This window comes from Rossellomorea oryzaecorticis, from assembly GCF_045897515.1.
Taxonomy (GTDB): domain Bacteria; phylum Bacillota; class Bacilli; order Bacillales; family Bacillaceae_B; genus Rossellomorea; species Rossellomorea enclensis.
Genome location: NZ_JBJOSA010000034.1, coordinates 1 through 13990, shown reverse-complemented (window position 1 = coordinate 13990; position 13990 = coordinate 1). Strand labels below are relative to the sequence as shown.

The window sequence follows — 13990 nt, the reverse complement described above, 5'->3', positions numbered from 1 at the left end:
TGTCGAAACGGTACATAAAAAGTATAATTGTACAGAATGAAAGCCTTGTCATGTTTCTGATTGGGTATAATGGATGTAATGACAATGAACGGTTTATAAAGGAGCATTCTTATGGGGAAGGTATTGGATCGGTTCGCATCAAGCATAGGGGAACTGACGCATGCGGAAAAGCATGTATTATTTTACGTCGAGGAACATCTGGATACGGCAAAAAATCAGTCGCTCACCGCGATGGCCGACAGCAACAGCGTGAGCACGACCACGATTGTGCGGATGTGCCGGAAGCTCGGGCTTGAAGGTTTCTCTGAGTTTAAGTTTGTCCTGAAAAGCATCGATGAAAACGTCGGGCCGGCCGAAAATATGCTCGACCGCTACAGCCAGGACATGGGACGGACGCTGTCATCGTTGCGGGTCGAGGAGCTTGAGAAAATCAGCGATCAGATCGAGCGCGCCGGCCGAGTGATGATTGTGTCGGTCGGTTTGACCAAGATGGTCGGGGAATACTTCAGCAAGCTGTTCATGCAGGTGAATAAGCCGACTTCGTATGTGTACGAATCTCATATCATCGACCTGCTTCCGAATATGGTGCAGCCGAATGACCTGATCGTCTTCATTTCTTCCAGCGGCGAGACGAAAACGATCGTCGGGGCGGCCGAGAAGATCCGCTACAAGAACGCCGATTCCCTCGCCATCACCAACTCTGCGGACAGCACGCTGGCGAAGATTACCCGTAATTCCATCAGTGCCGATGTTCAAAGAGTACAATTCGCCGGGTATGATTTGACACCGCGTTCAACAATCGTCGTGCTGATCGATTTGATTTTTGAGGTTTATTTGAAGACGGTAATGAAGTGAGCGTTGGATGGGACGGAGGGACAGGTACCTTGTCCCATTTTTTTACGGTGAAACACGGTACCTGTTCCCTCCTTTGTTTTTGCTCGATTTTCTTCATGAATCCACTTACTGTTGCGGTTTGTTTGATAGGATTGAGCTTAGAAACATCTATTTAGGGACGTGTTTATAATAAAAAAGCGGTCATAAAGAAAATTGTGCCTTTCCCTTTCGTGATTGTGCCTCTCCGACGATTTAATAGGCCCTTTAGAAAATAATTGCGCCTTTCTTCGAACTAATTACGCCCTTCAAATGATTAATTGTGCCCTTCATGTAGAATTTCCATTACAGGATTAGGTACAGTACCGACCACTGTCCCGCTCTAATCAAACGTTTGTTTAACCTGCTCTACCCTTGCAGCGTCAAGGGTTGACCCATTCTCCGGTACTGCCGTCATCGGTTCCCAAATAATCTCTCTTCTTCTCGCGTACAATCTTCAAATAATTTTCTTTTCCCAAAAATTCATAAATGAACTCCGCATTCCTATATGCTTCTTCAATGATTGCACGGTCTTCATTCATCTGCTCATAACATTGCCCCTGATAATAATAAAAGTTCCCAAGCATGGAGATATTCTCGTGCTCTCTGGACTCATTTATGCCCTGAATGACGGTGGCCAGTGCTTCCTCATATTTCTTCATATCGTACAGGGTCTTTGCTTTATTGTATAGAATCCGGAGCCTGTAAATTTCCGGCTGCCTGAGCAAGGATGGCATCGCCGATTTCCATTCACCCTTCAAAGCCTTGTTGTAATAAAGTAAAGACTCTGTCAGATTATCGTTCTCGCCGTGAATGAGGGCCAGGGAATTCAATATTTTAAAATGAAGAAAGCCCTTGTGATTGAGCAGTGTATATTCCTCTTTTATTAATTCCTTCAAGAGCGACACAGTGGATGGGTAGTCCGCTCTTTTCAGGCGATAAGAACTAATCGTATTCATCCACCTCAAATATTGTTCGAACCATGTCCGGCTATTGCTTTTCATCGTCCGGAGTTCTTTCTGAGTCAGCCAGTGAATATCATTAAACCGCTGTTCGAATGCCAGGTTTTCAATGAATAACACGGTTTCGTTTATGTAATCTACATTGTCATCCAACACATACTGCAAAAAATGACTGATCGGTTTATTCAGTTTCAGCGAGAGAAAGAAGACCGTTTCAAGAGCAGGGGTCGTCTGCCCCCGTTCGATCTGGCTTAATGCTGCCTGTGTACACACATCCTGCGCCAGCTCTTTCTGCGTCATGGCCTGCTGCTTTCTAAGACGGCTGATTTCTTTCCCCAGTTCCACAATTCCCATACTATCCCTCTTTCTGTTCAGGAGTCCATTTAGGTAAAGTATGGATGAAATTTCTATAAATTTCATCTAAAAATATTAACCTGCTTATATTTTGTTTGTTTTGAATAAAGCTGGTTGTATAGTTGGGTTGCGACCTGGAGTTATAGAGCATCAACGATCTGTGCTTGTAAGTATTTTTGACCTTGTCCCTATTAAAATCTTTAAATCAGGAGTGATAATCATGAACCAACCCGTCATAAAAAAAGCCATCCTTTACCTGCTTGGTTTGCTCATCGGACTTACCATAGGCTTCACCATCTTCACACCGATTGTAGAAGATACAGCTCTTGGCCTCGTTATCGGATTCTGTCTCGGAGTGATGACCGGAATCTCGCTGCAACCCCTGGCAAAAAGGAACTGGCTGTGAGCCATGGGGACAGGTCCCTTGACCCACCCCGATCTCCATATTTATACAAACGTTTGTTTTAACCCCTCACCCCTGCAGCACCAAGCGTTGAGCACGTTAATCAAACGTTTGTTTAAATTTCCGGTATACGAAAAAAGGGCAAAGCCCCTCCCCAGGATGCTTTGCCCTTCTGCCACTCAACAATCTCACCTATCAAACATGCGAAACAATCAAATCCATTTTTCCTTCTACCTCAAACGTCTCAACGTCCGCCGGCAGAATAAAATGATCGCCTTTTTTTAAGGAATACGATTCTCCTTGCACCTTCAGCGTCCCTTCACCATCCAGTACACTCGCCAGTTGGAAAGGCTGATCCTGGACGAATGAAGCATATCCATCAACCTGCCACTTATAAACGGAAAAGTACTCCGCCTCCACAAATTTCGTCACTTCAACCCCGTCGCTCTTCTCGACAAAAGGCTTCACGTCCGCATTGCGGTGGGGAATCGTCGTCACTTCAATCGACTTCTCAATATGAAGTTCACGCGTGTTCCCTTCAGCATCGCGGCGGTCATAATCATATACTCGGTACGTGGTATCAGAACTTTGCTGTGTCTCAAGAACCAGGGTCCCCTTGCACAACGCGTGGATCGTCCCGCTCGGCACATAGAAGAAATCTCCTGGCTTCACCGGAATGCGGCGGAGCAGCTCGTCCCACTCCCCATTTTCAATCTTGGAAACAAACTCTTCCTTCGTCCCAGCCGTATGACCGAAAATCATCTCGGCACCCTCATCGCAGTCAATGATATACCAGCACTCGGTCTTCCCGAGCTCGCCGTTCTCATGTTCTTTCGCATATGTATCATCCGGATGGACCTGCACAGACAAATCCGCGTTTGCATCGAGGATCTTCGTCAGCAGCGGAAATACCGGCGATGGGTGTCCACCGAATAATTCACGGTGCTCATTCCATAGCTCGCCGATTGTCTTCCCGGCAAACTCCCCGTTCACAACCGTGCTCTGCCCATTAGGATGACCCGAAATCGCCCAGCACTCACCGGTTTTATCTGATGGGATGTCATAGTTGAATTGATCCTTTAACGCCGTACCTCCCCAGATTCGCTCCTGGAATACGGGCTGTAGAAATAGTGGTTGGTTCATAAGTTCCTCCTGAATCCTCCCTCGCGAAAGGGACGTAAAAATTGATTACTGATGATTGTACTACTATCTTTCATACTTTAAAAGGGGAAGGTGACGCTCCATGGGTTAAGTGGGTCAAGGGACCTGTCCACACGACCCACCTGAAGGGACCTGACCTAACGACCCAGCCCACGGACCGACCTGCGCCCCACACAAAATGAGCCACGGTACCTGTCCCTCCGACCCACTCTACCTTACCAATCCAATTGCGCCCGCTAATCCGGCATTATCACCGAGCCCCGGAGCCACGATATACTCGTCCATCCTCTCAAGTATCTGTTCATGCTGCACATACCCATTAAGAATCTCCTTCACTTTTTCCCTCACAAGCGGATAAAGCTGCTTCTGCTTCATGACTCCGCCGCCGACAATCACTTTTTTAGGGGATAAAATAAGAACATAATTCGCTATGGCCTGTGCCAGATAGTGGGCTTCCATTTCCCATACTTCAGGGGACCCCTCCAACTCATGTCCTTTCTTCCCCCATCTGTCCTGAATCGCCGGTCCTGCAGCCATTCCTTCGAGACAGTCTCCGTGGAATGGACAGCGTCCGGCAAAGGTGTCATCCTTATGACGCCTCACCATGATATGCCCCATTTCCGGATGCGTAAGTCCGTGCACAAGCTTCCCTTCAGCCAGCGCACCGACACCGATACCAGTCCCCACTGTCATATACAAACAGCTGTCCAGTCCCTTAGCCGCTCCCCATAAACTCTCGCCAAGGGCAGCCGCATTCACGTCTGTATCAAAACCGACAGGCACGTCAAAATGCTTTTTCAATTCACCCACGAGGTCAAACTGCGCCCAATGAGGTTTGGGTGTACTTGTGATAAAACCATATGTTGAACTTGACTGATCGAGCTCAACCGGCCCGAATGAACCGATACCCAGCGCCTCAATCCCCTTATCTTCAAAAAAAGCCACGACCTCTGTCATCGTTTTCTCCGGCGTTGTCGTCGGGATGGAAACCCTCTCAGAAATCACCCCGTCTTCATTTCCGATCCCGCAGACAAATTTTGTCCCGCCTGCTTCAATTGCACCTATGATCATCTATGTATCCTCCAATCTTAAATATCTAATCTTTTATTCATAGTAATCATAAGTCCCTGAAATGACAAACCTTAATGAGTATCACAACTCTGATAGAAACTAAAAAAACCTCAACACCACTTTATATTAAATGGCGCTAAGGTCCCTTGATTATGCATTTACCCTATGTAAGTTTGATTCCATCCGGAAGCGGCGGGAAAATGTCATCTCCTGCTACTTCCACACCATTCGGAAGCGGTGGGAAGATGTCATCTCCCGCTACTTCCACACCATTCGGAAGCGGCGGGAAAATGTCATCTCCTGCTACTTCCACACCATTCGGAAGTGGCGGAAAAATGTCATCTCCTGCTACTTCTGAATGTGTGTAAGCGAATGTACCAGCTGCGATTCCTCCTGCCAATACCAATCCTGCTACTACTTTTTTAATCATTTTCCTTCCTCCTTGGTTATGTAATGGATTTATTTAGGTATTTATATGAAAGTGCGTAGTATCTGGATGATTTCTTGTATTTTCCGTTTTCATATAAATAGTCTGCAATGAATGATAGATATTCTGCTAACGAACGGAGCTGATTGGCTTCTTCAAATAGAGGCAGCAGCTCCTTGATTAATCTTTTATCCAATGAATCTATGTCTCCACTATAAATTTTTGTCAGTAAATCATATTCTTTCAGGGTGAGGTCACTTATACCATCGAGATCAGGCAAGGCGTCCGTCACTTCAGACAGGCTATTCTTCGCTTCGTCCTTCCTCCCCGACTTGAAGTATTCTTTGCTTAGGGAGAGGTGTGTGTTCAAGCGGTCTTCACAGCTGCAATCATTTTGCAGGCTGCTGGTGAAGTGCCGGATGGCAAGTTTTGATTTATTCATTTGTGAGTAAAGTGTACCAAGATTGTGTTCAATTGTATGAAGGACAGAGGTAAACCCACCCACTCTGGACAGTTCCCCGGCTTTTAAGTATTCCTCGATTGCATCTGTATGCTGGCTGCTTCTTTTATAAAGGATGCCAAGCAGGATATGAGAATGCACACAATTTTCAAATTCATACAGCGATTGAGAGATTGAGAGGGACTTCTTTGTATACTCTATACTCTGCTGGTTCCTGTTCAGTTTTCCATTCACCAATCCTAAAGAATAATATAAGGATGCTTTTTCCTTAGGTGCGATGTCTATGAACTCAGAATACTTCCTCGCTGCTTCATAATGCCCGCTGGATTGCTGGAACTTCTTGAATTTATAATTGAAAGCGCCCTGGTATTTCTCATAATAGTAGAGAGTAGGGTAGTCCATAATAAATTTTGATTGACGAAGATCTTCTAGAAGGGCATGTACCTCGTTGTAATCTCTTAATTCCATGAAATACCTGACCGAGTAGACTTTAAACTTTATCAAGATCAGGTCATTGGTCGTGATGGATAGCTGTTGCTTTAATTGTTCATATTCTTTTGTCGTATCTGCTTTTTTCTTCTCATTAATGGAAGAAAACCATCGATCCATACGATTTAAGATGACTTGATCAAGACTTTTGTCCTCATGGAAGATCCCCAGCCGCTTGAGAAGGGCATGTTCTACGTCCTCACTGGGAACCAGATTGTCATTCTCTACCTTTGAAAGATAAGAAACGGAGCATATTCCCTTTGCAAGCTCGGATTGCCTTATTTTCTTTATTGAGCGAACATATTTGATGCGCTGTCCCAGTGTAAAGTGGTCGATATGACTCCCCCCTTTTTTCTAAATATTCACACCAAATGAACCAAATAAAGCATAACAAATTTGACATGTAAGTCAAATTCATCCTTTTTTACATGTAGGAATTCCTGCTCTAAATGAACCGGATATTGCCAGTTTTCATCAAAAACTTGAACTGGAAAGCGAAAAAACAGAGAAAAATGAAGGTTTTGAAGAAATATTTTTCAAGAAGTTTATCTTTGCGATGGATTTAGGGGCTTGTATTAATGAGAATTGAAGAAAGTAGAATTGAGAGAAAAATAAAAATAACTATAGATTCATAATTTTACATTAATTGTCAAAAATATAAGCAGAGATTAGGACTAAAGACATAATTATTATGCAAAATTCAGTCGAGAACACGATTTTTGAAGATGGATGTCAACTTTTTGAACAAATTGCCAGATTTGGATTTTTGTTATACTGAAGTCGTTATAGTATTGGATTAAAAAAAAGGAGGAAATTGGAAGATGGGTGTAAAGAAGAAACTTGTACGTACATTAGGTGGAGTAGCAATGGCAGGAGCAATGGTGATGGGTGGATTTGCTGGCAGCGCAAGCGCCTATTCAGATTCTGTAACAGAACCGATCAGCCAGCTTTCCGGCAATGACATTCAATCGAATATCTGGATGAGCGCTACTGCTTTTTATGACACACAGCGTTATCAAGTAAGTGCTAAATTCCTTGGGTATAACCCGCCAAATGCAGATTGGATCAAAACAGCATGGAATATTAAAGCGAACGGACTTGGAGTAAGTATCGGTGGAGTAAGCGGCGGTACGGCAAGCGGAAATGAACTATCAGGTACATGGACAAACACGAATAACTGGATTTCCGACTATTCCGGTTCTTATAATATCTCAGGTGTTCCGATCAGCGGATCTGGTAACAACACAGCAAGCTTCCTTGCAAGAGGTGTCAAACAAGGAGCAACAGCTTCCATTTTCCGGTGGTATTAATAGCTGTTACCCCTTTATTTAACAACCTAAACACGACTAATTAAATTATATCACAGTAGAACTAAAATCTGTACTATAACCCTAATAGAAGTAAATGCTGCTGAGGCATTTACTTCTATTTATTCATCTTAATCATCTTCCACGACATAATGAAAAACAAAAGAAGACTAACCTTTCTTTTAATTATTATCGTCACGGCCGCCTTTTTCGGTTATCAGTATGTCATGAACGACGAGGTTGCGCTGAGTAAAGATCATGAAAAGATACTCAGCAGCCATATCGACAGTATTGAACAAACTGTCAAATCAGATATTACCAGGAACACTCAAGACTTTTTGACGTTTCCTGTTGAGGATTCTAAAGATGAATTCACTACATTATATACATATTTTTCACTAGATTTACTGGGACCCCCCCCTGGACAACAGGTGTGCAATCAATTTTCAAATGAATTGGCAAAAGAAGAGTTCACTCAAACGGAAGAGACATTTTATACAGGGATTGAGAGACTTTACTACGCAGTGAAATTGATTGATCTATGCGATCAGGAACAACTCACTGGTGAAACCGAGGCACGGGCAGAAGAAGCAATCAGGGAACTTTACAGTCAAACATTCTTTAAGGAAGGTTACTTTTTATCCAATGAATTTAAAGAATACCGAAACAAAGAAGGATATGAAGAGGTTAAGCTGATGCAAACATCCATGATGCTCGAACTTGCCCAAAGGGCGGATGTTGACCTGAGCCGGAATAAAGAGGCTGTGACAAAATGGTTGAAAGGATTCATGGAAGGAAAGACGGATGCACTTTCTATCAGGCATTACAGTAAAATCATGAAACTGTTGAACACAGAACCCTCCTCTTCCATTATGAATAAGATCAGCTATAAATCTATTGTTCAAAAAGATTTCTATGAATTCACTGACCTGCTGACGATTGAAAGCTTGACTCATTTGCATAAGGAACAGCAGGTCACATTGAAACCTGAAGACATACAGGCCATTTTACAACGAATATCTTACAGTCATAACCAGTTTGCCAACATACAGCAGGAATTCTATGTGATTTCCATCTATTCAAATCTGGACATGCTCGATGCTTATCCAAACAAGGATAAATTGACCCGGCAATTTGAACGCTATGTTCACAGTGATGGGATGATGCCGGTGTTCTCAAAGACAAACAACCCATACAGCCCTTATTACAGCATGGTGGTCGCGATGCAGTCCGCCGATAAAGATGATGTTGCTGCAATCCAGCTGAATAAGTTCCTTGCAGGCTTTTTAAAAGAAACGGACATGGATGAACTCACCGGGCTTGATCCATTCGAGATCCTCAGCTATATCCATCTAAAAAAGCATATTGACGAAGGCTTCCAGGATACGGATGAAGCAGCTGAGTTGGCCGAAACATTAAAACAAAAGCTTCCTTCGCAAGTCAATGCAGGCAATGTGATCAGGACAAGCTATCTGATAGATTCATTGACGCTCTTGCAAGCTGATGTCAAAGAGGAAGATTTTCCGGGGAACACATTGGAAATTCTGAAACGATTGGGCAGTGGTAAGACAAAACTGTTCGAGAACTCCACTGACTTTTCCAACATCCTGTTTGTTAACAGTCTGGCCGGGACCGGGAAGTTCTCTAAGGAGCTAAAAGATATCGTCCCTTATGTGGAGAAAGTCAACATTGATACGAAGAGCGAGGTAGCTGCTTATGAACTGTACCAGAAGGCATTGTTTTTAAGAAAGATGGGAGTGCCCACGGATGATAACCTGATTGCAGAAAAGCTGATCCAGCTCCAAAACGGAAGCGGGTACAAGCTGAACAATAAACAACAGTACAAGAACTTTTATGCAACGATTTTCCTCAATCGATTAAACCAAAGCCTGCTGGGAGAGGAGCAGATTGATGAGTAAGCTGTTAATGAGTGTAAAAAAAGTCAGCAAGACCTATAAAACGAAAGAAAATGAACTGACGGTCCTGAAAAACGTCAACCTGGACATACATGAAGGTGAGCTCAACGTCATCATGGGGCCGTCGGGATCCGGAAAAAGCACATTGCTCAGCATGATGGGACTTCTGGATAAACCTTCCGGAGGGGAAGTGCGGCTCCTGGATGAGGTTGTTTCCACCCACTCGCATGAAGATCTTACCGACTTAAGGGCTGAACACCTCGGGTTTGTTTTTCAAGATTATCATCTTGTCCCAAATTTGTCGGCGCTGGAAAATGTTTCGCTTCCACTGCTTTTAAAGAACGAGATGTCGAGGAGGGAACGGGATAAACTGAGCGGTGAATTATTAGACAGTGTAGGCTTATCGCACCGCTACACCCATTTCCCCTCCTCTTTATCCGGCGGGGAAAAACAGCGGGTAGCCATAGCCCGGGCATTATCCAATCAGCCTAAAATCATTTTAGCCGACGAGCCGACCGGAAATGTTGATACGGAAACCGAAATGAAGATCATTGAAATCTTTCAGGTGTTGAAAAAGCAAAGGGTGGGAATGCTGATCGTCACCCACAATGAAATCTTCAAACAATATGCGGATCACTTATATACCCTCAAACAAGGAGAACTGGAAAAGGTGGTGTAACAACGATGAAAGCAAAAGATTATATTTCACTGGGATTCAAGAATTTCCAAAGAAGCGGGCGGAAAAACATCGCACCGATCATCATTATCACGGTCGGCATCCTTCTTTTCAACATTGTCACCAGCTTTTTCACCAGTATCACATCGAGCGTTAATGATACGGTGGTGGATAATGCAAGCTTAAAATTCATTCATGTGTCCTCAGCTGAGGGAGACCTGACAAACACAGACTTGGAAAAGCTGAAAGAAGTCGATGGTGTCGCCACGGTCTTCCCGCGGACTGAATCCTTTATCGGGATTGAACAGAATAAAGAAAAAATCACCACGACCCTAATTGGAGTCCCGGACAATGCCATTGAGTATTTTGCAGAAAAAGAAAATCAAAGTCTTTCAGACAACGGTATCCTTCTCAACAAAAATATCACCACTTCCCTGGAGGAAGGGGATCCGGTCAAACTCAGCTACACCGTAAAAGTGAAGGAAAATGAAGGCATACGCAAGGAACTGGATGCAACCGTCGCGAATAAAATTGAACCGCCATATCTGATCAGTTTCCCTGAAGATATCTCGATTGCCAGCCTGGAACTTGTCCAAACCTTGAACGCAGGCTTCCTTGGCCTCACCCGTGAAGAATATCTACAAAACCCAAGCTACCAGGAAGCCATCGCCATCGTTCCGGATGTGAACGCAGTAAGCAAAGCTGCCGGCCAATTTGATGAAATGGGGTATATAACGAACTACTCCCTAAAAGCTTCGAAATCGATTCCGGTAATCGCTAAGATACTGGCAAGCGTAGGCGGAATTCTTGTAGTCGTCCTTCTTATTTTTGCCGGAACCAGTATCGCTTCGATCATCAATCAGTCGCTGCAGAACCGCTACGGCGAAATCGGGATCATGCGGGCCGTCGGATTTAAGCAGAAACATTTGATCAAGCTTTTCGCGGTTGAGGTCACCATCATCTCGTTCATTTCTTTCTGCCTGTCAATTCTGCTCAGTTTCTTTGCATTAAAAGCAATCGAGCACTATGTCAATAATTTAGGATTTGCAGACTATACGTTCATCCTGACAATCGGCACCTATCAAATCCTGGCGAGCCTGGCAGTGATCTTTTTGGTCAGCTTCATTTCAAGTGCTTATCCAATAAAGAAAGCTTCTTCGATACAGGTTACCGATATATTGAAAGGAGCTTAAACGATGAAAAAAATGACATTCACCACGCTCCTGATTGGAGCGGCCGCTCTTCTTGCCGGCTGCTTTGGAAGCGAAGAAAGCGTCCCGGCCCATTCGATCCATTATTTAAACGGGAAAGATTCGGTCAGCCTTTTTGATTTTGAAAAAGGAAAAACCGATCAGATCAACCTTGATCTGTCGTCAGAATACCCATATGGAATCACCAGCCGGAACCCGGTCGAGGAGAAGACCTTGACGATGATCCAAAATGACGATGACGGCTATCAATATTACCTTCAATCAGGGGAAACGTTCGACGAAATCGGGAAGACAGATACACCTGCATTCGGCGGGGTGTATACAAAGGACCGAATTTACACGATTGTGTACGAAAAAGACAAAGTCATCTTGAAAGAATTGGAGCCTGAAAGCTTTAAAGAAAAGAATCGGTGGGAACTAAAAGGAACCCCCGAAGCCATCACGGCCGACTATGAAACCGGCACAGTCTACGCGCTTTCCAGGACGGATTCCATTCTGCTTTATACGTTGAAGGACGGAACTATAACGGAGAACCAGCTTCTTGATGACACCTATGAAGTCAATGCACAGTTTGAGGATGACAATCTGATTGTCTCAATAAACCAGCTTGTCAGAAGCAATGGAAAAGAAACGGATAATAAAGAAGAAAAACGAATTGCCATATATGACACCAAGCGGGAAGAAATCATTGATACCTACACCACAGAACACCCGCCTAAGTATGTAGTCCAGGACGATGGGGGACTTCTAGTCATATCCGGGACCCCAAACAGCAACTTTCTGGAAACAATCAACGACCAGAAAAAGTCTGCATCCAGCACAGAACTGAAAACCCGGGAAGTCTTCGGAATCACTTCATATAAGGATAAAAGCTACATCTTTGCGAGGGACGGCGTATATAAGGTGAGTAACAGGGACATCACGCTAGTTAATAAAAATGAAATCCCTGACTCAGTTGATTTAAGCATTCAATAAGGAGGCCATCATCATGAAAATGATCAAACGAATGACCCTGCCGCTTCTCCTCATTCTCCTTTTTGCAGCAGGCTGCTCATCAAACGGTGAATCAGAAGTTAAAAATGCAGAGACCCTTGACTACGGGGCAGTATCTGAGCTGGAGCAAACCAGCCTGGGCAATAACTCCGGGGTCATCAACATCGTGTCCAAACTAGCGGGCGGGGAAATCCCGCACAAAATCGAAATCTCTTCAGACACATTACGGATCAACTATGACCTCGTCAAGTATAATGAGGATAATGAAGAAAATGCTGAGTATTGGTACAACTCCGGCAATCAGGAGCGAAACGCAGGGCTCAACAGCGCCATCCTGTTTTCCCTGGTTGATAACCTGAATAGTGTAGAGGTAGCTTTTAACGGAGAAACAAATGAGCAATATGAATTCAGCCGTGAAGCACTTGCAGGCACGCTGGATACCACTTTTGATAAGCTGGATGAAGGAACTTTCAAGGAATATAAACGTTCCTTTGACAATGAATGAATCAGTAAGCCGCTGGAATGCATCTGCGTCTCCAGCGGCTTTCATACTGCCTATTTACACAACTTCTCCAACCTTAAACCTGCTCAAATCGCCCCACAGATCCGAACCATCCCCGGTTGCCCCCAATGAACATAGGGACAGGTAGGAAATTGGAACAACAGCCGTCCCCGCCCCTCCTCACCTGCATAAACTATTAAAAAAACAGAAAAGGTGATTATACCAGTGAAAGCATTTGTAACGGGCGGTGCGGGGTTCATTGGCTCCCATTTAACAGATTCGTTGATTGAGATAGGGGCAGACGTACATGTCATCGATAATCTAAGCAGCGGAAAACAGGAATTCCTGAATCCTTCAGCCACCCTCCATCAAACAGACATTACAGACCCCTCCATCATTGAACTCATCGCTGCCCATAAACCGGACTATATCTTTCATTTAGCTGCACAGGCAGATGTGAATCAGTCCACAGCATGTCCAGCGGAAGATCTGAAAACGAATCTAACCGGGACAGTCAATCTGTTGGAAGGATGCAGGAGATCTCCGGTAAAGAAATTCATCTTCGCCTCCACTTCCGCTGTTTATGGAAATAATCCAGCCAAAAAATTAACCGAACAGTCTCCAGTGAAGCCCATTTCCTTCTATGGCTCCTCAAAAGCCGCTGCAGAAATGTACATCAAGCTATACAGCGAATTTTTCTCAATCCCCTACTCCATCCTGCGCTACGGCAATGTCTACGGACCAAGTCAGACAGCGAAGGGAGAAGGCGGGGTCATAGCCGTCTTCTTGGAAAAATTGTTTCAGAATGAGCTTCTGAAAGTAAACGGTGACGGCAGACAAACAAGGGATTTCATCTATGTCCAGGACATCGTCGACGCAAATATCGCAGCAAGCTTGCATAAAGGAAATGATACCTTCCACATCAGTACAGGAACGACCACATCCATCCTTGAACTCATTGACTTATTAAAAGAACTCCACCCCTCCCCAATCGAATACGACCACTCAGAAGACCGGATCGGCGATATCAAACACAGCTGCCTCGCCAACACAAAAGCAAAAAAGACCCTCAATTGGAAGCCAGCCCACTCAATCATCGAAGGACTATCAAAAACCTATGCTTCCAAGTGAGCCAGGTGAGCCAAGGGGACAGGTACAGTGACCCACCCGCTTTTTCAAACGGGCCAC

Annotated in this window: 14 protein-coding genes; 9 read left to right on the top strand and 5 right to left on the bottom strand. The window is 44.4% G+C overall.

All coding sequences use genetic code 11. The annotated features are described in order from the left end of the window. The first annotated feature begins 111 nt into the window (after nucleotides 1–111). On the top strand, nucleotides 112–855 hold the full coding sequence (locus ACKA06_RS21035) for a MurR/RpiR family transcriptional regulator (protein WP_411160581.1): 744 nt from the start codon (nucleotides 112–114) through the stop codon (nucleotides 853–855). Between the two features lie 398 nt (nucleotides 856–1253). Here ACKA06_RS21035 and ACKA06_RS21030 read toward each other — a convergent pair whose 3' ends face one another. Beyond that, nucleotides 1254–2186: a helix-turn-helix domain-containing protein gene (locus ACKA06_RS21030; protein ID WP_411160580.1), complete on the bottom strand. Its 933-nt coding sequence runs from the start codon at nucleotides 2184–2186 to the stop codon at nucleotides 1254–1256. Between the two features lie 220 nt (nucleotides 2187–2406). On the opposite strand from ACKA06_RS21030, the gene ACKA06_RS21025 reads away from it, so the two are divergent. Then, nucleotides 2407–2592, top strand: a complete 186-nt coding sequence (locus tag ACKA06_RS21025) for a hypothetical protein (RefSeq protein WP_411160579.1) — start codon at nucleotides 2407–2409, stop codon at nucleotides 2590–2592. A 192-nt stretch (nucleotides 2593–2784) separates the two neighbouring features. Here ACKA06_RS21025 and manA read toward each other — a convergent pair whose 3' ends face one another. The 4 genes from manA to ACKA06_RS21005 all read right to left on the bottom strand — a co-directional run bounded on the left by manA (nucleotide 2785) and on the right by ACKA06_RS21005 (nucleotide 6317). Continuing rightward, entirely contained in the window at nucleotides 2785–3732 is a 948-nt protein-coding gene (manA, locus tag ACKA06_RS21020) for a mannose-6-phosphate isomerase, class I (protein WP_411160578.1), read from the bottom strand. A gap of 228 nt (nucleotides 3733–3960) precedes the next feature. Next, nucleotides 3961–4821 carry an ROK family protein gene (locus ACKA06_RS21015; RefSeq protein WP_411160577.1) on the bottom strand — a complete coding sequence of 287 codons (861 nt, stop codon included), beginning with the start codon at nucleotides 4819–4821 and terminating at the stop codon, nucleotides 3961–3963. Nucleotides 4822–4984: 163 nt separating this feature from the next. Beyond that, entirely contained in the window at nucleotides 4985–5251 is a 267-nt protein-coding gene (locus tag ACKA06_RS21010) for a hypothetical protein (RefSeq protein WP_411160576.1), read from the bottom strand. 16 nt (nucleotides 5252–5267) lie between these two features. Next, a complete protein-coding gene (locus tag ACKA06_RS21005; RefSeq protein ID WP_411160575.1) occupies nucleotides 5268–6317 on the bottom strand; it encodes a tetratricopeptide repeat protein in 1050 nt (349 codons plus the stop codon). A gap of 701 nt (nucleotides 6318–7018) precedes the next feature. Between ACKA06_RS21005 and ACKA06_RS21000 the strand changes: the two genes are divergently transcribed. The 7 genes from ACKA06_RS21000 (at nucleotide 7019) to ACKA06_RS20970 (ending at nucleotide 13933) form a co-directional block, all read left to right on the top strand. Continuing rightward, nucleotides 7019–7507 (top strand): hypothetical protein, encoded by a 489-nt coding sequence (locus ACKA06_RS21000; protein ID WP_214872224.1) that lies wholly within the window; start codon nucleotides 7019–7021, stop codon nucleotides 7505–7507. A gap of 149 nt (nucleotides 7508–7656) precedes the next feature. Further along, nucleotides 7657–9423, top strand: coding sequence for a hypothetical protein (locus ACKA06_RS20995; RefSeq protein ID WP_411160574.1), 1767 nt, complete (start codon nucleotides 7657–7659; stop codon nucleotides 9421–9423). Continuing rightward, on the top strand, nucleotides 9416–10099 hold the full coding sequence (locus ACKA06_RS20990) for an ABC transporter ATP-binding protein (RefSeq protein ID WP_411160573.1): 684 nt from the start codon (nucleotides 9416–9418) through the stop codon (nucleotides 10097–10099). The genes ACKA06_RS20995 and ACKA06_RS20990 overlap by 8 nt, the downstream gene beginning before the upstream one ends. 5 nt (nucleotides 10100–10104) lie before the next feature. Beyond that, nucleotides 10105–11289, top strand: a complete 1185-nt coding sequence (locus ACKA06_RS20985) for an ABC transporter permease (RefSeq protein WP_411160572.1) — start codon at nucleotides 10105–10107, stop codon at nucleotides 11287–11289. Nucleotides 11290–11292: 3 nt separating this feature from the next. After that, nucleotides 11293–12282: a hypothetical protein gene (locus ACKA06_RS20980; RefSeq protein ID WP_411160571.1), complete on the top strand. Its 990-nt coding sequence runs from the start codon at nucleotides 11293–11295 to the stop codon at nucleotides 12280–12282. Nucleotides 12283–12295: 13 nt separating this feature from the next. Further along, nucleotides 12296–12805 (top strand): DUF4825 domain-containing protein, encoded by a 510-nt coding sequence (locus ACKA06_RS20975; RefSeq protein ID WP_411160570.1) that lies wholly within the window; start codon nucleotides 12296–12298, stop codon nucleotides 12803–12805. 222 nt (nucleotides 12806–13027) lie between these two features. Then, complete coding sequence (locus ACKA06_RS20970) at nucleotides 13028–13933, top strand: NAD-dependent epimerase/dehydratase family protein (protein WP_411160569.1); 906 nt, start codon at nucleotides 13028–13030, stop codon at nucleotides 13931–13933. Nucleotides 13934–13990: the final 57 nt, after the last annotated feature.